The organism is Nesterenkonia haasae, assembly GCF_010119385.1.
Lineage (GTDB): Bacteria > Actinomycetota > Actinomycetes > Actinomycetales > Micrococcaceae > Nesterenkonia > Nesterenkonia haasae.
In genome coordinates this window covers 326,049-349,601 of sequence record NZ_VFIE01000017.1, presented here as the reverse complement: position 1 = coordinate 349,601, position 23,553 = coordinate 326,049, and the positions used below count along the sequence as shown (strand labels likewise).

The following is a 23,553-nucleotide window of genomic DNA, read 5'->3' as shown; positions in this document are numbered from 1 at the left end:
TCCCTATGGCCAGCGTGAATCTGATAGACCGAGAACGTCAGTGGAGCAAATCTGCGATGGGTTTTGAAGCCGAGGACGTACCTCGCCAAGAGACCTTCTGTGACACCACGATTCAAGAGCCGGACAGCCTGGTGATTGAAGACTTGGAACTCTATGCGCCCTTCGCCGATAGTCGCTACGTCACTGGCGCACCCAATCTCCGCTTCTACGCGGGGCACCCGCTAGAGGCACCCGGCGGTGAACGCGTCGGAGCACTGTGCCTTATGGATACTAAGCCTCGGCGGCTCGACGAGCAGGATCGCCAACTGCTTCGGGACCTCGCCCGGTGGGTACAGACTGAGTTGGCGCAACAGCAAGAAATTGATCACGCAGCTGTTATCCAGCGCGCACTTCATCCGCGCGACTTGCCTCAACCATCAAGATTTACTGTCAGGGCAGGATCGAGGCCGGCCGACGGCGTCTCAGGTGACTTTCACGTTGTCATTCTGCGCGACGGTCGTCTTCGTATCACCTTGGCAGACGTCATGGGCAAAGGGACTGGAGCGGGGATCATCGCCTCTGCGGTGCGCTCCTCAATGCGCACTGTGCCGACTCGGACGCTCCTGGAAACTGTGACTGACATTGATGCGCTGCTTCAGGAGGACATCGGGGACCTCAACATGTTCGCCACAATTTTCTGCGCAGACATAGATGTCACTAGCGGACACATTCAATACGTTGACGGCGGACACAGTCTGAGCTTCATCTACCGCGCCGACGGATCGTGGGAACATCTGCACTCGACGGGCCTGCCGCTGGCGATGGGTCTGGGGGAGCCCTACGGGGTCAACAGTGCGCAACTGAATCCTGGAGACGCGCTCTTATGCTGCAGTGACGGTGTTTTGGATCTGCTGGATCCAGACGATCCCTTCCAGGAAGTCAGCAGAATATTGGCCGAGCACGGCGTCGATGGGTCTGTCGCGGAGGCGCTGGCATTCGCAGAACGCCGAAAGGCCTCCGATGATGTGTCTGTAGTGACCGTAAGAAGACAGCTCTAATCGGGCAGTCCATATGCCGACAACTAGTCGTAGCCCTCGTGTCTGGGACGGGGTAGCCCTTACTAGCCAAGCAAGAGACACAACCTGACATAATGTAGATTATCGGACTAGAGGAGTTCCGGTCATGGGCTTCTCAAGCAGCTCAGAGCAGCCATCGCACAGAGACACCCAGCTTCGGCGCATCGTGGCGTGACACTTTTCGTCCCGTAATGCTGGGCTCGCAGCATTTGCGCGTAGTGTGAAGAGCAGCAGACAGTGTGACCGCCGCCGCAGTGACCTCGACGTTCCCAGGAGCGCTCGATAGAGTTATCAGGTAATGCAGACGCAGGTCACAGGGTCCTTAGAGAGATTCGCGTCACAGAATCAGGAGGTTTTGGAATGATCGAGTGGTTCGGTGAAAACCTCTGGGCCGCCTGGCTTGCTCTGACATTTGTGCTGGCAGTCGTGGAGTCCTTCCTGCTGGATCTGATGTTCCTCATGCTTGCTGTCGGCGCTCTAGCCGCCATGACAGTATCGCTGGCCGGAGGTGCAGCCTGGATGCAGGTTGTCGTCGGCTCCGTGACCGCCCTCCTCATGCTGGGCGCGGTGCGGCCCATTGCTCTCAAGCACCTGAAAAAGGGCTCAGCAGACCAGCTCACCAATATTGACCGGATGGAAGGCATGGAAGCCCAAGCCATCGAAGCTGTGACTGAAACAGCGGGTCTGGCCGAAGTCGATGGAGACACCTGGACCGCGCGAGCGGCCGGGAACTTCCAGATTGAGCCTGGGACCACGGCGGTGGTGGAATCGGTGGACGGCGCCACCGTCTATCTCAGGCCGGCCCCTAGTATTGAGTGGAACGATCCACAAACACGTGAAGCCTAATATGTATACCGCAACTCAACAGGACGGATAGCCGACATGCCTGAAATAGTCGTGATCGTCGTACTCCTGGCGCTTGTGGCCTTCGTGGTGGTGGTGCTCGCCCAAAGCGTACGCATCGTCCCCCAAGCCCGCGCCGGCATTATCGAACGCCTCGGAAAGTACCAGCGCACTCAGGGTCCGGGTCTGACCCTACTTGTCCCCTTCATTGACCGACTCTTGCCCATGCTGGACATGCGTGAACAGGTGGTCTCCTTCCCACCCCAGCCGGTCATCACTGAAGACAACCTCGTAGTCTCCATCGACACTGTGGTGTACTTCCAGATCACTGACCCTAAAGCCGCGACTTACGAGATTCAGAACTACATCGTGGCCGTCGAACAGTTGACTACCACCACATTGCGCAACGTCGTTGGCGGCATGAACCTCGAAGAGGCACTCACCTCCCGTGACCAGATCAACTCTATGCTGCGCGGTGAGCTGGACAAGGTAACTGGACGGTGGGGTATTCGGGTCGCCCGAGTGGAGCTAAAGGCCATTGATCCTCCGCACAGCATCCAGGACTCCATGGAACAGCAGATGCGCGCCGAAAGAAGCCGTCGTGCAGCGATCCTCACCGCCGAGGGCAATAAGCAGTCTTCAATCCTCAACGCCGAAGGCGAACGTCAGGCAGCCATCCTCCAGGCTGAGGGCGATGCCCAGTCACGCATCCTCTCAGCCAACGCTGAGGCGCAGGCAATTGAGACTGTGTTCAACGCCGTACATGCCTCCGAGCCCAGCCCGGAGCTGCTCTCCTACCAGTACCTTCAGACACTTCCCGAAATGGCGAAGTCTGAGTCCAACACCATGTTCGTCATCCCGGGCGAGTTTGGAGAGGCCCTGAAATCACTCTCAGGAGCGTTCGGCGGCAAGGACGAAAGCGGTAACCTCTCCTTCGAAGAGCGGGAAAAGGCACTGGAGTCTCGGGCCGAGCGGCTGCGGAAACGCCGCGCTGACGAAGCCCGCGGCGGCACCGGCAAACCGGGCATCTCTTCAGCCATCGCAGATTTGGCCGAGTCAGCCCGTTCGACGTCCGTGACAGACGATCACGCGAGCTACTTGAGCTCTAAGGAGTTGGAAGAGGAGGCTCGGAAAGCTGAACACGGCAACGCGACTGCGGCACGCGGCTCCAAGGTGCCTGGTCTAGAAGAAGACAGCAGTGCAGCCCTTCGGCGTGTGGCAGAAACCGCTCCCCCAGAAACCACGCCTGATTTCGACCTCGATGCCTCAGCAGATGAGCTCGACGATGAGACCTCCGAGCAGGACCGGAATAACTGAGCGCGCTGAGTCGTTGACTCTGCGAAACGATAATACCTGTCCGATTAAGTGATAAAGGAGCAGCGATGAGCGATCGCAGCCTGCGCGGCATGCGCCTGGGCGCACAGTCTATGGAGACTGAGTCCGGCGTCGAGCCGGCCCCAAGACAGAACGTGGATTACGTCTGCGAAGATGGCGAGAAGATTACCGTCACCTTCGCCGCAGATGCTGACATCCCGGCAACCTGGTCATCCTCAGCGGGCAAGGTCGGAGTCCTCGCTGAGGGCGAAGCGCCCGCCGCCGAACCAGATAAGCCAGTTCGCACTCACTGGGACATGCTTCTTGAACGGCGCAGCGAAGAGGAGCTTGAAGACATCCTCAAAGATCGGCTAAAGATTCTCCGTAGTAAGCGCGGCGAGAAGGTCTAGCACGCCGTCATCATCGTCTAAAGGCCCTGGCTCTCGCAGCCAGGGCCTTTGCGCGTGCCGAGAGTCCCCACTTTGTGACATTGAGGACCGCTTCAACCACGATATTCCCGCTCATCTTGGACTCCCCCACCGTCCGCTCCACAAACGTTATAGGAACTTCCTTGATGGTCTTCCCCAGTCGAGCCACTCGGAACGTCATATCAACTTGAAAACCATAACCAACGGACTCAATGGAGTTCAGGTCGATCTCCTCTAGGGCGCTGCGGCGGAATACGCGGAAACCAGCTGTAATATCCCGAACCCGCAACCCCAGGAGGGTCCGCGAGTACAGGCTTCCTGCGCGAGAGATCAGCTCCCGGTGCAGAGGCCAGTTGACCACGGATCCCCCAGGCACCCACCGCGATCCTATGACCAAATCCGCCTCATCGAGGACGGCAAGCAGATCAGGGAGTTGTTCAGGTTGATGCGAGCCATCAGCGTCGAGCTCGATGAACGTCTCGTAGTCCCGGTCTAGGCCCCACTTGAAGCCCGCGATATACGCTCCACCGAGTCCGTCCTTCTTCACTCTGTGCAAGACGTGGATCTGCTCATCGCCTGCACTCATTTGATCGGCCAGCTCGCCAGTGCCGTCGGGACTGTTGTCGTCCACAATCAGCACGTCCGTCTCCGGTACTGCAGCCCGCAACCGGTCAATAATAGTGGGAAGCGAATCGATCTCGTTATAGGTGGGGATGACGGTTAAGGACTTCATAGGTTCCAATTTACCGTCCCTGAATCACAGTGCTGACCAGCTGAGGAAGCGTTTCCCCGTCCAGATACGGCAGTAGCGGAGTGCGCGCCCGCTGATCGGTGCTCCATGCGGAGACTGTCGAATGAGGTGTCTGGACGGACAACTGCTCGACCTCCCACACCGCATAGGTGGCCTCAGTGCCGGGGTTCAGTTGACCCGCCATGGGCCGCGAGTCCGGGAGCGAGCGGAACGCTCCCCTGGTCTGCGCGTTAAATCCGGCCCTCACCGAAACCGGATCAGAGCTGTGGTGAACATGGGCAGCAACCAGCTGCCATGGGTTCTCGCCCTCCGGTGGCGCCGCGGCGGTCGGCACTCCCACGCTGAGTGCCGTGGCCAGGTGACCCGGTGTGGTCAGGAGAACATGCACACCAGTGTTGAGTAGTTGCTCCCAATGGCCGCGCTCGGCAGTGTCAAACCCAACTAAGACCGTGGGGGTGATGGGCGAGGGGCTCTGCTTCAGCTCACGAAGGTGTTTCTGAGAAGTGGTGATGGCGTCAACGACGACGCTTGCTTCGGTCGCTGAGCACTCCAGGAGGAGTTGCCGTCCGGCTTCCGCGCACCAGGAACGCACTCCCAGGAGGTTTGGCAGGATCTCCCCGATGGTGAATTGCACGGCCGTCTCCCGGCCCAATGCATCAAGAGACTCCAGCATGTCCAACAGATGGTTGACCGGCGCAATCGACGGCGCACCACCATCGGCCTCCACATCATGGAGGTGAACGGTGGGCCATACCTCCACAGGATGCCCGGCGGCCGCGCTCAGTGTCTCTGTCAGTCGCTGGGCGGTAGCAGCTGCATTCTCCGCATTGATGTCATCGCTTGCCAGATCGACTCGCAAGCGCACTCCGGAGTATCCGAGCTCGTGTGCCGCCACGTCCAGGACCTCCGCGACTGCACCAGCACTGAGCTGGCCCAACTCCAGACCCACCATACCGACGAACCCGGGAGCCACAAGGCCGCGGTTCAGGTCTTGAACTTCCAGACGCTCGTTACGCATCCGCTCAGCGGTCTCATCAGAACCCAGCCAGGCCACCTGACCGTCTTCGACGATCATGGCCTCCGCATAGGGTTCCGCGGTGGAGTGGATAGTGCCGTTGTGCAGCAGCTTCGGAGCGTGGGGGGCGAGATCAGAAACCGTCGAAGACATCGTCGTCAAAATCTTCCTCTTGGGGCTGGTAGGTGACTGAGGAGTAGGAGACCACTCCCCTGGCAATGAGATCCACGGCGTCTCGGCAGCGGTTGGCGAATTTCGCAGTGGCGGTCGGCACCGCAGAAAGCTGGTCCAGCACGTCAATGCACTGCTTGGTCCAGCGTACGAAGTCTCCAGCAGCGAGGGGGGACTCCGCCAAGGCCGTTCGCAGGCTTGCACCGGTGGCCCAATGGTACATAGGACCTGCTAGTCCGAGCTCAGGTCCCGCGGTGGGCTCCACATGATGCCGCTTCTCGAGAGCCTCAAGTTCAGCATGAACTTCAAGCCCAGCGCGGACAGCCTGGGAGAGCTTCTTCGTGGGCAGTTGGGGCATGGCCCCCTCATCGTCCCGCTTGGCCTGATAGACCAACAGCGTAGAGAAGGACGCAAGCTCTTCGGCGCTGAGTTGGCCCAGCACTCCCCTATCCATCAAGAGCTCAGTGAAGAGGTCGCGCTCTCCGTAGATTCTGCGCAATCGTTGTCCGCGCTCGGTAACCAAGAACTCCTCCGCCTGGAACTCATCCGGAAGTGGATCTGCAGTGGGGATCCGCTCCTCCTGGGCTGGTTGCAGGTGCCCGAGCTCGAAGAGGACACCACACACTCGGTCGAAGGTCTTGGCAATAGTTCCGGTCCGCCGGTCGATCTTGGTCTTCAACTGGTCAGTCTCACGGCGTAGAGTCCACCAACGATCAGCCCAGCGTGCATGGTCTTCGCGTTCCGGGCAGGAGTGGCAGGGGTGCCGTCGCAGTTGTGCCTGCAGTTCCTCCACACCTATTCCTAAGTCGGCATCCTCATCTCCGACAAAACCAAATCCAGGCTGAGGAGCGTTCTTCCGTGGTGGTGTTCGGTCCCGCAATGCGCTGCGCATAGCCGAAGCAAGGTCCCGCCGAATCTTAGGTACTTTGACCTGAGGCTTGCGGGGTAGGCGAATGCTGGTCACCACCTCCGGTGGCTGAGCAAAGTCCTCGACCGTGACGTTGCGCAATTTCCCGTCCTCAGTGATCACACCCGGTCGAGGATCGTGTTCTGGAGCGGAATGCACCACGAGGCAGGTTCCAAGACGACGACGCCCGCCGATCTCGATCACGTCGCCAGGCTCCAGGGCACTCAGAACCCGAACGATTTCTCGTTTGCGTTGGCGAGTGCGGGCCTTGGCCTGATCCTTCTGCTGCTCGCTGAGCCGGCGGCGCAGCTCCGAATATTCTAGAAACGATCCGAGGTGACAGGCCATGGATTCCTCATAGCCAGCTAGCGATGACTCGCGTTTCGCGACGTCGCGAGCCATTCCGACAACCCCGCGGTCGGCCTGGAACTGCGCGAAGGAAGACTCCAAAATTGTGCGTGCTCGTCGACGACCGAACTGGGCGGTGAGGTTAACCGCCATGTTGTAGCTGGGGCTGAAACTGGAATTCAGCGGGTAGGTCCGCTTCGATGCCAGACCCGCCACTTGGCGGGGATCCATTCCGGGTTGCCAGATGACAACCGCGTGTCCCTCAACGTCGATGCCCCGCCGGCCGGCCCTACCGGTGAGCTGAGTGTATTCACCAGGTGTGATGTCCTGGTGGCTTTCCCCATTGAATTTGTCCAGCTTCTCCAGCACCACCGTGCGCGCAGGCATGTTGATGCCCAAGGCCAACGTTTCAGTGGCGAACACCGCCTTCAGGAGCCCCTCGGCGTAGAGGTTCTCCACCAGCTCTTTAAAGGGGGGCAGCATACCGGCATGATGGGAGGCTACACCGTTGATGAGGGCCTCGCGGAAGCTGTCGAAACCGAGGACGGAGAGATCTTCGGCCGGTAGTTCCCACCCCATCTCTTCAACCCGGGACGCAATCTGCTTGGCCTCGTGCGCAGAGGTCAGTTGGATCCCATGATGCAGACACTGCTCAACCGCGGCCTCACAACCGGCTCGGGAAAAAATGAAGGTAATGCAGGGCAGCAGCCCTTCACGGTCAAGCGCTCGGATCATCCGTGGACGGCTGAGACGGGGTGCCCCCTGCGGAGAGCCTGACAGCCGAGACACCTCGCCCCCGGTGTTCTGGCTCGAGCGGCCGAACTCGCGGCGCCGATCACGCCGCCCCCTCCCCCTTCCACGATGCCCTCCTGAACGGCGCGAAGCGGGCGCCTGGGAAATGTGAGCCAACCTTTGAAGTTCGGGGTTGACCAGCTGGGTCTGCGCGGATTTCCCTTTCGCGCCCTGGGCCGGCCCAATGTCTGGATCGGTGCCACCGGTGCCCTGGTCCAAAACAAACAAGTCATAGAGGTGGTAGTCGACCATCATGTGCTGCGAAAGGGGAACCGGCCGGTGCTCGGAGACGACCACGGCAGTCTCACCGCGGACAGTGTCCAGCCACGCACCGAACTCTTCAGCGTTGGAAACGGTGGCCGACAGAGCCGCTACCTGGACCGACTCCGGGAGGTGGATGATCACTTCTTCCCAGACCGCTCCGCGGAAGCGGTCGGCTAAATAGTGCACTTCATCCATCACTACGAATCCCAGATCATCCAGGGTCGTGGATTCCTGGTACAGCATATTGCGCAGGACCTCGGTGGTCATGACCACCACATCTGCCTCAGAGTTGATGGAGGTGTCTCCGGTGAGCAGTCCCACCCGGTCACTGCCATGGATCTGACGCAACTCGTGGAATTTCTGATTGCTCAGGGCTTTGATGGGGGTGGTGTAGAACGTCTTCTTATTCTGAGTCAATGACAGATGAACCGCGAACTCCCCAACAACGGTCTTACCCGCCCCGGTGGGTGCCGCCACCAACACGGCCTTGCCTGACTCAAGATGACGGCAGGCCTGCAGCTGGAACTCATCCAGCTCAAAGGTCTGCTGCGCCTTGAAAACACCGAGCTCCGTCTTGGCCTCGGCTGCGCGGCGTCTGGATTCTGCGTAGCGCTGGGCCGGTGAACTCATGGCTCGCTCGGTTCCCTCCTTCGGCATTGTCCGAGCCGGGGTGCCGACTCTCTCATGACAGCCTAACGGGACGTGGAGATCGATACCTGGATATTCATTCCTAGCTGACACGGGGCGATAATCCGCCCACCATGTCTGTTGCGCGAAGCAACTACCGATGCGCCGAGGAAGTAGTGTGGGTGAACGTGAAGAGTATCTCCGCCGGTCCTACCCTCCCCTTCAGGGAGGTGGTGTTGGGCGCGCTCATTCCTGCGTTTATCTTCAGCACCGGAATTGGCGCACTCTTGCCCATCATCGCTCCCTATAGCGTCGAACGTGGCGCCACGCTCGCAACTGCTGGGGTGGTGGCCGCGATGCTGCCGGTGGGGCAGATCCTCGCTGATCTACCCGCAGGACAGCTGGCAGCCAAAATTGGTGACCGACCAGCCATGCTTGCAGCTGGGTGTGTGGCCGCCCTCGGGTTTCTTCTCGCCGCGTTCGCACCCTCGGTCCTGACCCTGGCTGCTGCTGTGTTGTTGGTTGGCGCCTCCAATGCCGTCTTTCATCTGGCACGGCATTCGTATCTCACCGACGTGACGCCGGCGCAGAATCGCGCGACGGTGCTGTCGACTCTCGGCGGAGTCCACCGTATTGGGCAGTTCATCGGTCCGTTCCTTGGTGCTGGAGTGATCCATTTCTTCGATATGGGTGCAGTGTTTTTCTTAGCGGTGGCCACCGCCCTGGCGGCTACCGTCACAGTCTGGCTTGCACGCCCGCCCAAGCGCGGCACCGAGCACTCCCCCACTGTCGTAGTCGCCGAGAAGATCACCACACCCCGGTTCTGGAGAGTGCTCAGCGATCACCGGCAAATGCTTGTCACCTTGGGGTCTGTGGGCATGATGGTCGGAGCAATTCGGGGCGCCCGACAACAGGTAATCCCACTGTGGGGGCAACACATCGAGCTCGACCCCACCACGATCTCGCTCCTGTTCGGGCTTGCCGGGGGCATCGACATGTTGCTGTTCTACCCTGCGGGCAGGGTGATGGATAAGTTGGGCCGCCTCTGGGTGGGAGTCCCAGCCATGACGATGTTGGGGGTCGCGATGGCGCTGTTTCCCCTGACCTCCACAGCAGCCGAATTGGCCCTGGTCTCGATGCTGCTGGGCTTCGCCAATGGTTTGGGGTCGGGCATTATGATGACTATCTCTTCTGACATCTCGCCGCCAGAGGCACGCCCGCAGTTCCTCGGAGCGTGGCGGCTTCTGACCGATATCGGCCTGGGGTCGGGCCCCTTGATCTTGGCAGCCGGCGCTGCTGCAGGTTCATTGGCCGCAGGCGTGTGGGCAGCGTCAGCCGTTGGCCCCTTGGCCGCCATAGGGATGCAGCGTTGGCTCCCGCGCTACTCCGACCACGCCAATAGGGCCACCCGCCGTCGAGCCGGCCTCATCGACTAGACACAGGGATTCGGCGCATCATGAGCCGGGACGGCGGTACTTCCCCGCACCACCAGAGAGTACGGGAGATCGATCGTCACCTTGTCATCGCTTTCGACCCTTCTGAGCATATGCTCCGCGGCAGTGTGTCCCTGACTGACTGGCTGCTGATCCACCGTCGTGAGCTGAAACAAGTGACCCAACTCGTGGCCGTCAATACCGATAACTGACATCTGCTGTGGGACGGAGACGCCCAGATCCCTAGCGGCCAAGAGTGCACCGATGGCCATTTCATCGGAGGCGGCGACAATTCCCGTCATGTGATTTCCTGGGGCACCGTAGAGCTGCTTGGCAGCGGCGTAGCCACCCTCGATCGTAAAGTCCGCAGACTGCACAAGTGACTCATCGGCTTCGATGCCGTAGCGGTGCAGCGCTGAGATGAATCCTTGGCGACGTCGGCTTGGTACGTGGTAGTCCGCATCGAACGCCTGATCTCCACCGATATAGCCAATCTTGCGATGCCCCAATGCGAGCAGATGGTCCGCAGCAAGCTGAGTGACAGCCTGATCGTCAATGGCCATACTCGGCAGCTCGTGAAGCGGGCCGCCCAACACGATCACAGGGAGGCCGAGTTCCTGGAGCTGCTTAGTCTCCCAGTCATCAAGTTCCAGAGCAACGACGATCACTCCGTCGACACGGCGTCGGTGAAGGAATGCACGGAAAATCTCCCTGCGCAGTTGGACATCTCGGGTGACGTTATAGAGCGTCAGGTCATACCCGGACCGGGTCAGGGTGTCTGAAATGCCGCTAAGCACCGAGTTGAAGAACCATCGGTGGAGGTCTGGGATCATCACCCCGATGCTTCTGCTTCTCCCTGATGCCAGCGTGGAAGCTGCCGAGGACACGACGTACCCGAGCCGCTCAGCCGCTTCAGTTACCCGCTGCCGGGCGGCCGCAGAGACATGCCCACGACCGCTCAGAGCACGCGAGGCGGTGGCCGCCGAGACTCCTGCCGCGTGGGCGACTTCATCCAGACTGACCACGTCGCTACTCCCCTTCAGATATCGCCTTGGAGCTCCAACCATACTGCGGTGTCAGCTTCGAGCTGGTGACCGGACAACGGCATGCTTGCAGCCAGCACCCGGGCGTCTGCTGGAATCGTGACGGGTGAGGCGCTGATATTAGCGATCACGAGGATGTCCCCGTTGCGGAACGCCACCACGCCCTCAGGATAACCCGCGGCCCATTCCAATGTTCCCTGTCCCATCCCGAACTGTTTCCGGAGCCTGAGGAGCCGCCTGTACAGGCTTAGGGTGGACCTTTCATCGCCCTGCTGAACATCACGGGCAAGAGATCGCCAGCGCTCCGGCTGGGGAAGCCATGATCGACCCGTGGCGTTGAAGCCGAAGGCAGGCTCCCCGGCCTCCCATGGAATGGGGACGCGGCATCCGTCACGGCCGTACCTATGGCCCTTCGTCCGGAACCAGGTGGGGTCTTGTCGCACCTCGGGTGGCATGTCGTGTACCTCGTCAAGACCCAGTTCCTCTCCCTGATACAAGTATGCGGAACCGGGAAGTGCCAGCATCAGTGCTGTCGCCGCGTGGGCCCGAGGGAGAAATTCGCTATGTGAAGGGACGTCTGGGAAGTCCGGTCCGATTCCGCTTCCCTGGGGGCTCTCCTCCACTAAAGAGAGCCTGGTGGCGTGCCGGATCACATCGTGATTCGACAACACCCAGGTGCCGGGGGCGCCCACGGCTGAGAATGCGGCAAGGGACCGATGAATGATGGACCTCAATTCCGAGGCCTCCCATGGAGCAAGCAAATACTCGAAGTTGAAGGTCTGGTGCATCTCATCAGGACGGACCCACAGCGCCATCTTGTCCACTGACGAGACCCACGCCTCACCGCACAGAGCGCGATCACCGTCATACTCCTCCAGGACAAGCCTCCAGTCGCGGTAGATCTCGTGGACCCCAACCTGCTCGAAATACGGCGCTGGCGTCTCCTCTCCACCCATAGAAGCCGAGTCAGGATTAGGTGTGTAGTCCGGGAAGTCCTGGTCCTTGACGAGGCCGTGCGCGACGTCGACCCGGAAGCCGTCAACTCCCCTGTCGAGCCAGAAGCGCAGGATCCTGCGGAATTCCGCTTTGACCTCTTCGTTGGACCAGTCGAAGTCGGGCTGGCTCGAGTCGAACAGATGCAGATACCACTGACCCGGAGAGCCGTCCTTTTCTCGAATCCGTGTCCAAGCCCGCCCTCCGAAAATGGACTCCCAATTATTTGGTGGGTGCTCGCCGTTCTCTCCGGTGCCGTCGCGGAAGATGTACCGGTTTCGCTCGGGACTACCCGGGGCCGACTCAAGCGCTTGTCGGAACCACAGGTGCTGGTCGGAGGAGTGATTCGGCACTAGATCAACGATCACGCGGATGCTTCGCGCATGGGCTTGAGCCAGAAGCGCATCGAAGTCAGCCAGGGTACCGAAGATCGGATCGACGTCACAGTAGTCGGCGACGTCGTATCCGGCATCTTTCTGCGGAGAAGTCATGAATGGACTCAGCCAGATGGCATCGACTCCGAGATCTTGGAGCTCCGGAAGGCGGGACGCGATCCCGCGCAGGTCACCCACACCGTCACCGCTGGCATCAGCGAACGAACGGGGATAAATCTGATAGATGACAGCGCTGCGCCACCATTCGCTGCCGTCCGATGCATCCCTGAAGTGATACACGTCATGCTGTGAGGTCATGACTCCACCCTATATGGAAGCGATTCCATACTCCACTCATGGCCGCGCCTGAAGGGTTAGTTCATGTATTTACTCGAGATATTTCACTAATGCCGCCGCTTGGCGTGAGTTGCGTGCGTCACATTATGACGGCATACTGGAAGCGCTTGCAGTTTGAATCTCCCTGATCAAGCCTTAAGACTCCATCCAGAGAGGCACACCATGAGGACACACGCACCAGATCTTTTTCGGTTTACGTCAGTGCTCGGCATCTCCGCTTTGGTGCTGACATCCTGCGGCGGTAACGGCACCGACGAAGGTGACGCCGCAGCGGACACCGACACCGCCAGTGACAACACCGATGACAACACCGCTGAAGACGCCACCGGGGAGTTGACGGTATGGGTCGACGCTGAGCGTGCCGACGACCTAGCTGACGCAGCAAGCGATTTCGAAGACGATACCGGTATCGCCGTCACCTTGGTGCAGCAGGACTTTGAAGAGGTGCGTGATCAGTTTGTCTCCCAAGTCCCCACCGGAGAAGGCCCGGACATCGCAGTCGGAGCTCACGACTGGTTGGGGGTCCTGGTCACCAATGGTGTTGTGGCACCCGTTGAGCTCGGTGATGCCGCCGAGGACTTCGAAGACGTAGCGGTCGAAGCTTGGACATATGAGGGGCAGGTGTATGGGGTACCAATTTCCATTGAGAACATTGCGCTGCTTCGCAACGCAGATCTGGTGGACCAGGCTCCCGGCTCCTTCGATGAAATGATCGAATTGGGCGAGGAGGCAGATGCCTCATACCCGTTCCTTGTCGGGCTCGATGCGCAGACCGCCGACCCATACCATCTGTATCCCTTCCAGATGTCCTTCGGGGCGCCAGTGTTTGGACAGAATGAGGACGGATCCTACAACGCCGAGGAACTGATGATCGGCAATGAGGGAGGTACAGCGTTCGCCGAATGGCTTTCTGAGCAAGGTGAGGCAGGCGTGCTGAACACCAACATTGATGGTGACCTGGCCCGCGAGAACTTCATCGACGGGGAATCACCGTTCCTGCTCACCGGACCGTGGAACGTACCGGCGGCTGAAGAGGCCGGCATCAACGTTGAAGTCGATGCCATCCCCCCTGCTGGTGACGAAGAGGCACAACCTTTTGCTGGCGTCCAGGGATTCTTCCTCTCCGCTCAGAGTGAGAACACATTGGCCGCAACCACCTTCTTGGTCGACTATGTCGGCTCCCCTGAGGTCCAGCAGTCCCTGTACGAAGTCGGCGGCCGTGCACCTGCGCTGACTGAGGCCTTCGAGGCGGCGATGGCCGACGATGACATCGTTGCCGGCTTTGGAGAAGTGGGAGCGGAAGCCGTGCCCATGCCTGCCATTCCTGAGATGGGTGCTGTGTGGGACTACTGGGGCGCGAGTCAGGCAGCGATCATTAACGGCGAAGGTGATCCGGCTGGACTGTGGGATCAGATGGCTGAAGACATCGCTGAGGCCACGGAGTAATTCATGGTTGACGAAACCACCACCGGCGAGTCAGGACGGATCACCACTTCACAGAAGCTGACTCGACGGCAGAAGCAGGCTTCGGCGTTCGTCGATGCCACCACCGTTGGGTGGAAGATGATGTTGTTCAAGATCATCGTCCTTGGCTTGCTTTGTGCCACGGCGGTCTATGCCGCACTTGTGTTGTTCATGAACGACCGTTGGCTGGTGGGTTCGTTAGTCCTGGTGGGGGCCGCCGCATTGACATGGATCTACCTCAAACGCGGCGTCCTCCCTGCCAAATATCTGGCACCGGGACTCGTTTTCCTGCTGATCTTTCAGATTTTCGTGGTGCTCTATTCGGGCTACGTGGCCTTCACTAACTACGGCACTGGCCATAACTCCACTAAGGACCACGCGATCCAGGCCATCATGCTTCAGTCCCAGGACCGGGTCCCAGACTCCCCCACCTACGCCGTCTCTGTCCTGGAGGAGTCCGGAGATCTCCTGGCCTCGGATGATCTCTTCTTCGCGATCGTCTCCAGTGAGGACGAAGTTCTCATCGGAAGCGCGGACCAGCCATTGGAGCAGAGTACTGAAGCCGAAGTCGAGGAAGGTCGCGTCGTAGCGGTCGACGGTTACGAGGTCTTGGAGTTTGGTGACCTGCTGGAGCGCCAAACTGATATCACAGACCTCTCGGTTGCTGTGAGCGAGGATCCCAATGACGGATACCTCCGCACCCAGGACGGGCAGAGAGCCTACGTGTACACATCCCGGTACATTTACGACGACGCCGCCGACACTATGACCAGCACGGAGACCGGTGCGGTCTACCGAGATACCGGTGACGGGGCGTTCATCGCAGATGACGGAGAACAACTTCTGCCGGGTTGGCAGATCAATGTGGGGATGGACAACTTTGTCCGAGCCGTCACCGAGGAGTCCATTCGCGGTCCCCTCATCTACGTCACCCTCTGGACCTTCGCCTTCGCTTTCCTCTCGGTAGCAACGACGTTCGCACTTGGACTGTTCTTGGCAATGGTGTTCAACGACAAGCAGATGAAGTCCCGGAAGTACTACCGGCTAGTGATGATACTGCCCTACGCATTTCCAGGGTTCTTATCTGCATTGGTCTGGGCCGGCATGATGAACCAGGAGTTCGGTTTCCTGAACAATGTTCTCTTCGGAGGCGCCTCGATTCCCTGGCTGACTGACCCTTGGCTGGCCAAAGTCAGCATTCTTATCGTCAACCTCTGGCTTGGCTTCCCCTACATGTTCTTGGTCTGCACCGGCGCGCTTCAATCCATTCCTGAAGAACTGACCGAAGCGGCCCAGGTGGACGGAGCTAAAGCATTCCAGGCCTTCAAGAGCATCAAACTCCCACTGCTTCTCACCGCACTAGCTCCGCTGCTGATCAGCTCCTTCGCCTTCAATTTCAATAACTTCAATCTGGTCTACATGCTCACCGGCGGCGGTCCTCGCGATGTCTCTGCCGGAGTGAGCGTCGGATCCACCGACATTCTGATCTCCATGGTCTACAAGGTGGCATTCGTCGGGGCGCAAGCAGACTACGGACTCGCCAGTGCGTTCTCGATCTTGATTTTCATCATCGTCGGCACGATCTCCGTACTTGCGTTCCGCAAGACTAAAGCACTAGAGGAGCTGAACTGATATGGCCGTAACGGCTCCTGGCTCGGCAGCCCCAATAACTCCCGCACGCCAGAAAGTGGGCTCTGACCCTCTGCAATGGTGGCGGTTCGGCCGCACCGAGGACACTAGGCTCCCTCGGCGTCCTTTCAAAAAGTGGTGGAGAGAAACTGGATGGCGGCACCTCGTGGGCGCGGCCGTCGTGGTCTTTTCCGTGTTCCCTTTGGTGTACGTCCTGTCTGCTTCGCTCAATCCAGGCGGCACCCTCATCTCGGCCAACAGCCTGTTCAGCAGCATCAGCCTGGGCAGTTATGTGGAACTCTTCAACCGTCCTCAGCAACCCTATGCGGCATGGTTTCTCAATACACTCGTCATCGGACTGACTGCTTCAGCCGGCTCCGTTCTGCTAGGCGCGTTGGCAGCTTACGCGTTCTCTCGGATGCGGTTCACCGGACGCCGTGTGGGTCTCATTACCCTGGTGTTGGTCCAGATGTTTCCGCAACTGCTGGCCATGGTCGCGATCTTCTTGCTGATGATGGGCATCAGTGAAGTCTTCCCCGCCATTGGGCTCAACAGCCAGATCGGTCTGATCATGGTCTATCTGGGCGGTGCTCTTGGGGTGAACACCTACCTGATGTACGGCTTCTTCAACACTGTGCCGACATCGATCGACGAGGCAGCACATATCGACGGTGCCGGACACGCGAGGATCTTCTTCACGATCATCCTTCCCCTGGTCTCCCCAATATTGGCGGTGGTCGCTCTGCTGTCACTTGTCGCCACACTCAGCGAATTCGTCATCGCCTCAGTACTCCTGCGTGACCCAGAGCGCCAGACTTTGGCTGTGGGTCTCTTCCAATTCATCTCCCAGGAGACCTCCCAGAACTGGTCGGTCTTTGCCGCCGGGGCAGTCCTGGCCGCTCTCATCCCGGTAGCGCTCTTCCTCCTACTGCAGCGCTACATCGTCTCCGGTCTCACTGCAGGAAGTGTGAAATGACACACGCTCCTCTCCCCCACCACGATGGTTCAGCGCTTCACGTCTCCACCCAGACCCCAGAACTCGGCGAGAAGGTAGCCGTCCGACTCCGCGTGCCCGAGAGCTATCCGAGTTTGCGCCACGTGACGGTCCGTTCAAACCCGGATCATGAACCGCACTGGGACACAGCCTGGAGGCTCGGCTCTGCCCAAGGCTGGGACTGGTGGGAGGCCGAAATCACCGTGGCGAACCCGCGCCACGGCTACCGGTGGATGCTGATGCACGACGACGACGCCACGAGGGCATCACCAAAGATCGTGTGGGTCAACCAGTCTGGTGTGCACACCGGAGAGGTGCTCGATGCCTCTGACTTCAGCCTCGTGACGCAGACGTCACCTCCGGACTGGCTCACCGATTCGGTGATGTATCAGATCTTTCCCGACCGATACTCCCAGTCCTCGGCAGGCCGTCAACGAACACCGCCGGATTGGGCTCAGCCTGCACAGTGGGATGACCCAGTGGATCCTGTCATGCCGGCACGGGTACGTCAGTTCTTCGGAGGGGACCTCGACGGTATCACCGACCGGCTCGTTCACCTTCAGGCCCTTGGCATCGGGATCATCTACCTGACTCCGTTCTTTCCCGGCGCCTCCAACCACCGTTACGACGCCACCAGCTTCACCACCGTGGATCCTCACCTGGGTGGTGAAGACGCTCTGATCCGGCTGGTCGAAACCGCTCATCGCATGGGCATGAAGGTTATCGGAGATCTGACAACAAACCACTCCGGAGACTGCCACGAGTGGTTTCAACGAGCACTTAGGGATCCTGACTCTTCGGAGCGCAGCTTCTACTACTTCTCTGATGAGAGCTCAGTACCTGAGTACGAATCGTGGCTGGGCGCCCCCACCCTCCCCAAGTTCAACTGGGCGTCACAGCAACTCCGCGAGGTCTTCATCGAGGGGCCCGACTCTGTGGTCGCGAAGTGGCTGAAACCGCCGTTCAACCTTGATGGTTGGCGTATCGATGTGGCGAATATGACTGGCCGTCTCCGCGACGTCGATCTCAACACAGAGGTCAGAACAATTCTTCAACGCACAATGTGTGAGACAAAGCCGGACTCGATCCTGCTGGCGGAGTCCACCAATGACGCCACTGGAGATCTCACAGGAGATGCATGGCACGGGGCCATGACCTATCCATCCTTCACCCGGCCCCTGTGGAGCTGGCTGTCCGCCCCGGGACTCTCTTCCTACCGCACCGCAGCGGGTACTGAGGAAACTGTTCCCTGGTTCTTCGGTCAGCCGGTTGGCGGGATTCCCGCCGGTACGGCCCGGGAGTTCTCCACCGCTGTCGATCGCTTCAACGCACCGATCCCCTGGCGTGTGCGGTTGGGGAACATGCATCCCCTGGATACCCATGACACTGCTCGATTCGCACAGAATGCCGCCCCTGGGACGGTTCCCGTGGCGGTCGCTCTGCAGATGACTCTTCCAGGACTGCCTACGCTCTTCGCTGGGGATGAATTCGGACTGACTGGTGCAGACGGCGAGCTCAGCCGCACTCCCCTGCCGTGGGCCCGGCTGAACGAACCTGAGGTGGAGGAACGCATCGGTCTCTACCGTGACCTCATTGCGCTCCGCCGGGAGCACGATGCGCTGAGATGCGGTGGCATGCGCTGGCTGCACACTGACCACCACAGCCTCGCCTTCCTGCGGGAGACGGCTGACGAATCTGTGCTGGTCTTCGCATCCGGTCCTAATAGTCAGCATCAGCACTCAGTCTTGCTGCCCCATGATGTGTTCTCAGCTGCGGCAACTCCAGACCGTCTATGGGGCACAGCGGAGCTCACCTCCACCGCCGATGGAGTATGGATCCATGCCACTGGCCCAAGTTGTGGTCTATGGAGTGTTCCCGGAGTCATGGTGCCTGCTCGATAACTAAACAGTCTCGGTGAGCTGCTCACCGTCATATGCCGGGCCTCGACCGCTCGAACCGATAGCATGGCTTTCGCATCGTGGAAACGTCCACCAGAGAGGGCAGCAGTGAGTCCCAGTCGGCAGCGGATCGAAGAAGTTTTTAAGCAGGTCACCAGCCGCAACCCGGGAGAACGTGAGTTTCATCAGGCCGTCCGGGAAGTCTTTGACTCTCTGCCGCAGCTGCTCACCAGACATCCCGAGTATGTGGAAGCGTCCATCCTGGAACGTCTCTGCGAACCCGAACGCCAGATCATTTTCAGGGTCCCGTGGACTGAGGACAACGGTACTGTTCGCATCAATCGAGGCTTCCGTGTGCAGTACAACTCCGCGTTGGGACCTTATAAGGGTGGGTTACGCTTCCATCCGGACGTCTTGTTGGGCACGGTCAAGTTCCTGGGTTTCGAACAGGTGTTCAAAAACGCGCTGACTGGTCTGCCCATCGGCGGAGGCAAGGGCGGCAGCGACTTCGACCCTAAGGGACGAAGTGACGCTGAGATCATGCGTTTCTGCCAGTCATTCATGACTGAGGCTTACCGGCACCTAGGAGATCGGCTTGATGTCCCCGCCGGGGACATCGGCGTAGGCCGGCGCGAGATTGGCTACCTGTTTGGTCAGTACAAGCGCATCGCTAACCGGTACGAAGCCGGTGTCATCACGGGCAAGGGCGTCACCTGGGGTGGTTCGCGGCTCCGGACAGAGGCGACAGGGTACGGGACTGTCTTCTTCACAGAACACATGCTCAGGGTTGATGGCCGGGGATTCGACGGCAGAAATGTTCTCGTCTCCGGTTCTGGAAACGTGGCAATCTACGCCATCGAAAAGGTCCATGAACTCGGCGGCACCGTGCTCGGGGCATCGGATTCCGGCGGCAGCATCTACGACGCAGATGGCATCGACTTGGCTCTGCTTCAGCACATCAAGCTGGAACGCCGCGGCCGGATCAGTGAATACGTGCATCAACGCCCTCACGCAGAGTACCTGGAGGGGAAGAACGCCTGGTCCATAGCAGAGAGAATCTCAGTCGATGTAGCGCTACCGTGCGCCACACAGAACGAACTCGATGAGAACGACGCCGCCACACTGATCTCCGGAGGAGTAAAGGCTGTGGCTGAGGGTGCCAACATGCCCACCACGCCGCGGGCTATCGACGCGCTGCAAGCAGCCGGCGTCCTATTCGGCCCCGGTAAGGCTGCCAATGCCGGCGGTGTTGCGACATCCGCTTTGGAGATGCAGCAGAACGCCAGTCGCGACACCTGGTCCAGTGAGTACACCGAGCAGAGGCTGTCGAACATCATGGAGAACATCCATACCCGCTGCGCAGAGACCGCCGCTGAGTATGGTGCCCCGGGTGACTATGTAGCAGGTGCCAACATTGCCGGTTTCATTCAGGTCGCTGACGCCATGCTTGCCCAGGGCGTCATCTGAGCCATCCCGAGGTTCAGGTCAGCGAGCCGAAGGTCACCGGTGGGAGAGCCGCTGTCTCCTCTTCGGTGAAAAGACGGGAGCGGACGATGAATCGGTTCCCGGTGGGCCCCTCAATGCTGAAGCCTGACCCCCGCCCCTTCGTGACGTCGATAGTGATGTGTGTGTGAGACCAGTACTCATACTGAGGTTTGGATATCCACACCGGCACCGACTCAGGCGTACCGGGCTCCAATTCACCCAGCAAAACGTCCTGAGGTCCGGTCATGAAGGTGCCCTGCGTGTAACACATGGGTGCTGAGCCGTCGCAGCATCCGCCGGATTGGTGGAACATCAGCGGCTTGCCGTGCTCGTCACGAAGTCGACGGAGCAGAGCGGCAGCTTCATCTGTTACTGCGACACGCTCAGCATCCATGGCTGTCTCACTTTCTTGTAGGTGGGTTGTCCGGTTTGCCTAGAAGAACCCGAGTTTGTCTTCCGAGTAGCTCACCAGGAGGTTCTTGGTCTGCTGGTAGTGGGCCAGCATCATCAGGTGATTTTCGCGGCCGATCCCTGAGTGCTTGTACCCGCCAAAGGCGGCATGGGCGGGGTACTGGTGGTAGCAGTTGGTCCAGACTCGGCCAGCCTGGATATCTCTACCGGCGCGGTAGGCAATGTTCTGCTCCCTGGACCACACCCCGGCTCCCAGGCCGTAGAGCGTGTCATTGGCCAGAGAGATGGCGTCGTCGTAATCTGAGAATTCCGTCACTGACACGACGGGGCCGAAAATTTCCTCCTGGAAGATGCGCATCGAGTTGTGTCCGCGGAAGATCGTCGGCTCCACGTAGTATCCCTCAGCCAGGTCTCCTCCGAGGTTGGCCTGATGGCCGCCGATGAGGACCTCCGCGCCTTCCTTCTGGCCGATGTCCAGGTAGCTGAGGATCTTCTCCAACTGGTCATTCGAAGCTTGGGCGCCGACCTGGGTCTCCGTGTCCAGCGGGTTTCCCTGTCTGACCGCCCTAGTGCGCTCGACCGCGGCCTCGAGGAACTCGTCAATGATGGTCGATTGGATGAGCGCCCGGGAGGGACACGTGCATACCTCGCCCTGGTTCAGGGCGAACATGGTGAAGCCCTCCAGAGCTTTGTCATAGAAGGCGTCATCGCGAGCGGCGACGTCTTCGAAGAAAATATTGGGTGACTTGCCGCCGAGCTCGAGTGTGACAGGGATGAGGTTCTGGCTCGCGTACTGCATGATCAGCCGGCCGGTAGTCGTCTCTCCGGTGAAGGCGATCTTCCGGATACGGGGGCTGGACGCCAGTGGTGCGCCCGCCTCGGTGCCGAAACCGTTGACGACGTTGATCACACCTTCAGGAAGTAGATCGCCGACGAGCTCCATCAGGAGGAGGATTGAAACTGGAGTCTGCTCAGCAGGTTTGAGAACGACCGCATTGCCAGCGGCGAGGGCCGGGGCAAGTTTCCAGACCGCCATCAGGATGGGGAAGTTCCAGGGGATGATCTGTCCGACTACTCCCAGAGGCTCATGAAAATGATAGGCCACCGTGGTGGCGTCGATCTCACTGTTGCCGCCCTCCTGGGCCCGGATCGCTCCCGCGAAATAACGGAAGTGGTCAACAGCCAACGGAAGATCTGCGGCGAGACACTCTCGAACGGGCTTACCGTTGTCCCAAGTTTCTGCCACGGCGAGCATCTCGAGATTGTTTTCAATACGATCAGCGATCTTATTGAGGATCACTGCGCGTTCGGCCACCGACGTCTTGCCCCAGGCGGGAGCTGCCTTATGGGCCGCGTCGAGAGCTAGCTCAATGTCTTCCGCCGTTGAACGGGCCACCTCGGTAAATGGCTTGCCTGTGACCGGGGATGGGTTTTCGAAGTACTGGCCTTTGACCGGGGCCTCCCACTCACCTCCGATGTAGTTCTCGTAGCGTGACTTGAAGCTGACAACGCTGCCTTCAGCGCCGGGTTGTGCATAGACCGTCATGGCGACTCCTTCGTCGGCTAGTACAGATAGTGACTTGGATCACTATTATTTTCATCATATGGTGCGTGGAGTTGCATCGACGTTGCATCGGGCGGAGCCCGAAGATATGTGGCGTAAGCTGTGACGTGCCGCACACTCTTGGCCCGGGAAGGAGTGGATGATGAAGGCTGTCCCCGACGAGCCCCAAACGTGGGAGGTGCTGAAACCTCTGCTGCGTGATTCGTGGATTCGATCGGCACAGTTCCTGGCTGATCCCGGGCGTGCTGTGGCGCCGGTGGGTATCAGTGACGCAGATCTTACTGACTACCGGATGTCGCACCCCCTGCGTCACGTTTTGCCGGTGTTCGAAAAACTTCTGATTCAACCAGCTGCCGAGGCCGGGCTGATAGTTGCGATTGGAGATGCAGCTGGGCGACTGCTGTGGGTTGATGGCGACCGTGCCTCACTGCGACGGGCAGAGTCTTCGGCCTTCCACCCTGGTGCCACCTGGTCAGAGGAAGCTATCGGCACTTCGGCACCCGGTATAGCCCTAGCCACAGGGCGTGGAGCTCAAGTTCACCAGGATGAGCACTTCGCGACGTCGGCACATCAGTTCTCCTGCTCAGCTGCGCCCATCCGGCATCCTCAGACCGGGAGGATACTAGGCGTGGTAGATCTGACAGGCGACGAAAAAGCCGTAGCCACGCACTCGTTGGCTCTGGTCTGTGCCGCAGTATCCGCCGCAGAAGCTGAGCTGAAGTCACTGCCTGCGGACACTGGGGTGGTTCACCTGACCACACTGGGCACTGCGCAACCGCAGCTGGGCCTTAGAACAGCTCGCCAGACACTCTGCCTCCGCCACGCGGAGATCCTCACACTCTTAGCCTGGTATTCAACGAAGCACCAGAGGGGTTTGAGTGCCGGGGAGTTGGCGGAACTGCTCTTTGGCGAAATGGGCCATGAGGTGACGCTCCGAGCTGAGATCGTCCGTCTGCGCAGATTCTTGCGGTCCACTCCGGTCTCCGCTGGTTTGGATCTTCAGTCCAAGCCCTACCGGTTGTCCGCTCCGGTGGACCTAGATGCCCTCACCGCCATGACTGCACTCACCGCGGGAGACCGGTCTGCTGCTTTAGATATGTACACCGGCCCGCTGCTGCCAGCCTCTGAAGCTCCAGGCATTCGCTCCCTGAGGGAGCACATATCGGCCGTTCTGCGCGAAGCCCTGCTCGCTGACGGTGGTCCCGATGAGCTGTGCCGATATCTGCAGCTCCGCGAAGCCGCGACAGACCAGCAGGTGATGTACACCGCACTGCGTGTCCTTCCTGCCGATTCCCCGCAGCGGGCCACCCTAGTGGCGAGTGTGCAACCCTAACGCAACCTTTTTGCACATAACGTCAGTGGCACCACTTGTACACACCTGTGACAAAGGAGC

Annotated in this window: 18 protein-coding genes; 11 read left to right on the top strand and 7 right to left on the bottom strand. The window is 59.8% G+C overall.

Annotated elements, in window-relative coordinates:
• The 4 genes from FH975_RS01690 to FH975_RS01675 form a co-directional block, all read left to right on the top strand.
• Positions 1-1,037, top strand: a 1,037-nt coding sequence (locus FH975_RS01690) for a SpoIIE family protein phosphatase (protein WP_235928264.1), incomplete at its 5' end; no start/stop codon positions are given.
• 378 nt (positions 1,038-1,415) lie between these two features.
• Entirely contained in the window at positions 1,416-1,901 is a 486-nt protein-coding gene (locus FH975_RS01685; protein WP_162319745.1) for an NfeD family protein, read from the top strand.
• A 36-nt stretch (positions 1,902-1,937) separates the two neighbouring features.
• Complete coding sequence (locus tag FH975_RS01680; protein WP_162319744.1) at positions 1,938-3,215, top strand: SPFH domain-containing protein; 1,278 nt, start codon at positions 1,938-1,940, stop codon at positions 3,213-3,215.
• Positions 3,216-3,280: 65 nt separating this feature from the next.
• A complete protein-coding gene (locus FH975_RS01675; protein ID WP_162319743.1) occupies positions 3,281-3,622 on the top strand; it encodes an RNA polymerase-binding protein RbpA in 342 nt (113 codons plus the stop codon).
• 10 nt (positions 3,623-3,632) lie between these two features.
• On the opposite strand, the gene FH975_RS01670 is transcribed toward FH975_RS01675, so the two are convergent.
• Genes FH975_RS01670 through FH975_RS01660 form a run of 3 tightly spaced genes read right to left on the bottom strand, consistent with a single transcriptional unit; the run spans position 3,633 to position 8,518 of the window.
• On the bottom strand, positions 3,633-4,373 hold the full coding sequence (locus FH975_RS01670) for a polyprenol monophosphomannose synthase (RefSeq protein ID WP_162319742.1): 741 nt from the start codon (positions 4,371-4,373) through the stop codon (positions 3,633-3,635).
• A gap of 10 nt (positions 4,374-4,383) precedes the next feature.
• Positions 4,384-5,559 carry a hypothetical protein gene (locus FH975_RS01665; protein ID WP_162319741.1) on the bottom strand — a complete coding sequence of 392 codons (1,176 nt, stop codon included), beginning with the start codon at positions 5,557-5,559 and terminating at the stop codon, positions 4,384-4,386.
• Positions 5,540-8,518, bottom strand: a complete 2,979-nt coding sequence (locus FH975_RS01660; protein WP_162319740.1) for a DEAD/DEAH box helicase — start codon at positions 8,516-8,518, stop codon at positions 5,540-5,542. The genes FH975_RS01665 and FH975_RS01660 overlap by 20 nt, the downstream gene beginning before the upstream one ends.
• A gap of 185 nt (positions 8,519-8,703) precedes the next feature.
• On the opposite strand from FH975_RS01660, the gene FH975_RS01655 reads away from it, so the two are divergent.
• A complete protein-coding gene (locus tag FH975_RS01655; RefSeq protein ID WP_328821729.1) occupies positions 8,704-9,951 on the top strand; it encodes an MFS transporter in 1,248 nt (415 codons plus the stop codon).
• Here the strand turns inward: FH975_RS01655 and FH975_RS01650 are convergent.
• The gene (locus tag FH975_RS01650; RefSeq protein WP_162319738.1) at positions 9,948-10,973 is read right to left on the bottom strand and encodes a LacI family DNA-binding transcriptional regulator; all 1,026 of its coding nucleotides are present in this window, start codon (positions 10,971-10,973) and stop codon (positions 9,948-9,950) included. The two genes, FH975_RS01655 and FH975_RS01650, sit on opposite strands and share 4 nt — an antisense overlap.
• A gap of 14 nt (positions 10,974-10,987) precedes the next feature.
• Complete coding sequence (locus FH975_RS01645) at positions 10,988-12,676, bottom strand: glycoside hydrolase family 13 protein (RefSeq protein ID WP_162319737.1); 1,689 nt, start codon at positions 12,674-12,676, stop codon at positions 10,988-10,990.
• 201 nt (positions 12,677-12,877) lie between these two features.
• On the opposite strand from FH975_RS01645, the gene FH975_RS01640 reads away from it, so the two are divergent.
• The 5 genes from FH975_RS01640 (at position 12,878) to gdhA (ending at position 20,167) form a co-directional block, all read left to right on the top strand.
• A complete protein-coding gene (locus tag FH975_RS01640; RefSeq protein WP_162319736.1) occupies positions 12,878-14,161 on the top strand; it encodes a sugar ABC transporter substrate-binding protein in 1,284 nt (427 codons plus the stop codon).
• Between the two features lie 3 nt (positions 14,162-14,164).
• Complete coding sequence (locus FH975_RS01635; RefSeq protein WP_162319735.1) at positions 14,165-15,811, top strand: ABC transporter permease subunit; 1,647 nt, start codon at positions 14,165-14,167, stop codon at positions 15,809-15,811.
• Position 15,812: 1 nt separating this feature from the next.
• Entirely contained in the window at positions 15,813-16,784 is a 972-nt protein-coding gene (locus FH975_RS01630; protein ID WP_162319734.1) for a sugar ABC transporter permease, read from the top strand.
• On the top strand, positions 16,781-18,703 hold the full coding sequence (locus FH975_RS01625) for a glycoside hydrolase family 13 protein (protein WP_162319733.1): 1,923 nt from the start codon (positions 16,781-16,783) through the stop codon (positions 18,701-18,703). Before FH975_RS01630 ends, FH975_RS01625 begins: the two co-directional genes overlap by 4 nt.
• 63 nt (positions 18,704-18,766) lie before the next feature.
• Positions 18,767-20,167, top strand: a complete 1,401-nt coding sequence (gene gdhA / locus FH975_RS01620; protein ID WP_162319732.1) for an NADP-specific glutamate dehydrogenase — start codon at positions 18,767-18,769, stop codon at positions 20,165-20,167.
• Positions 20,168-20,180: 13 nt separating this feature from the next.
• Here the strand turns inward: gdhA and FH975_RS01615 are convergent, their stop codons facing one another.
• Positions 20,181-20,579: a DUF779 domain-containing protein gene (locus FH975_RS01615; protein WP_162319731.1), complete on the bottom strand. Its 399-nt coding sequence runs from the start codon at positions 20,577-20,579 to the stop codon at positions 20,181-20,183.
• Positions 20,580-20,618: 39 nt separating this feature from the next.
• Positions 20,619-22,142 carry an acetaldehyde dehydrogenase ExaC gene (gene exaC / locus FH975_RS01610; RefSeq protein WP_162319730.1) on the bottom strand — a complete coding sequence of 508 codons (1,524 nt, stop codon included), beginning with the start codon at positions 22,140-22,142 and terminating at the stop codon, positions 20,619-20,621.
• 157 nt (positions 22,143-22,299) lie between these two features.
• Here exaC and FH975_RS01605 point away from each other — a divergent pair, with 157 nt between their 5' ends.
• The gene (locus FH975_RS01605) at positions 22,300-23,493 is read left to right on the top strand and encodes a GAF domain-containing protein (RefSeq protein ID WP_162319729.1); all 1,194 of its coding nucleotides are present in this window, start codon (positions 22,300-22,302) and stop codon (positions 23,491-23,493) included.
• Positions 23,494-23,553 lie beyond the last annotated feature (60 nt).

What these genes read in the sequence shown, in the direction of transcription:
- FH975_RS01630 (WP_162319734.1), top strand. Translation starts at nt 15,813, where the DNA reads ATGGCCGTAACGGCTCCTGGCTCGGCAGCCCCAATAACTCCCGCACGC.
- FH975_RS01670 (WP_162319742.1), bottom strand. Translation starts at nt 4,373, where the DNA reads ATGAAGTCCTTAACCGTCATCCCCACCTATAACGAGATCGATTCGCTT.
- exaC (WP_162319730.1), bottom strand. Translation starts at nt 22,142, where the DNA reads ATGACGGTCTATGCACAACCCGGCGCTGAAGGCAGCGTTGTCAGCTTC.
- FH975_RS01685 (WP_162319745.1), top strand. Translation starts at nt 1,416, where the DNA reads ATGATCGAGTGGTTCGGTGAAAACCTCTGGGCCGCCTGGCTTGCTCTG.
- FH975_RS01645 (WP_162319737.1), bottom strand. Translation starts at nt 12,676, where the DNA reads ATGACCTCACAGCATGACGTGTATCACTTCAGGGATGCATCGGACGGC.
- FH975_RS01640 (WP_162319736.1), top strand. Translation starts at nt 12,878, where the DNA reads ATGAGGACACACGCACCAGATCTTTTTCGGTTTACGTCAGTGCTCGGC.
- FH975_RS01665 (WP_162319741.1), bottom strand. Translation starts at nt 5,559, where the DNA reads ATGTCTTCGACGGTTTCTGATCTCGCCCCCCACGCTCCGAAGCTGCTG.
- FH975_RS01605 (WP_162319729.1), top strand. Translation starts at nt 22,300, where the DNA reads ATGATGAAGGCTGTCCCCGACGAGCCCCAAACGTGGGAGGTGCTGAAA.
- FH975_RS01625 (WP_162319733.1), top strand. Translation starts at nt 16,781, where the DNA reads ATGACACACGCTCCTCTCCCCCACCACGATGGTTCAGCGCTTCACGTC.
- FH975_RS01635 (WP_162319735.1), top strand. Translation starts at nt 14,165, where the DNA reads ATGGTTGACGAAACCACCACCGGCGAGTCAGGACGGATCACCACTTCA.
- FH975_RS01675 (WP_162319743.1), top strand. Translation starts at nt 3,281, where the DNA reads ATGAGCGATCGCAGCCTGCGCGGCATGCGCCTGGGCGCACAGTCTATG.
- FH975_RS01615 (WP_162319731.1), bottom strand. Translation starts at nt 20,579, where the DNA reads ATGGATGCTGAGCGTGTCGCAGTAACAGATGAAGCTGCCGCTCTGCTC.
- gdhA (WP_162319732.1), top strand. Translation starts at nt 18,767, where the DNA reads ATGGCTTTCGCATCGTGGAAACGTCCACCAGAGAGGGCAGCAGTGAGT.
- FH975_RS01680 (WP_162319744.1), top strand. Translation starts at nt 1,938, where the DNA reads ATGCCTGAAATAGTCGTGATCGTCGTACTCCTGGCGCTTGTGGCCTTC.
- FH975_RS01660 (WP_162319740.1), bottom strand. Translation starts at nt 8,518, where the DNA reads ATGAGTTCACCGGCCCAGCGCTACGCAGAATCCAGACGCCGCGCAGCC.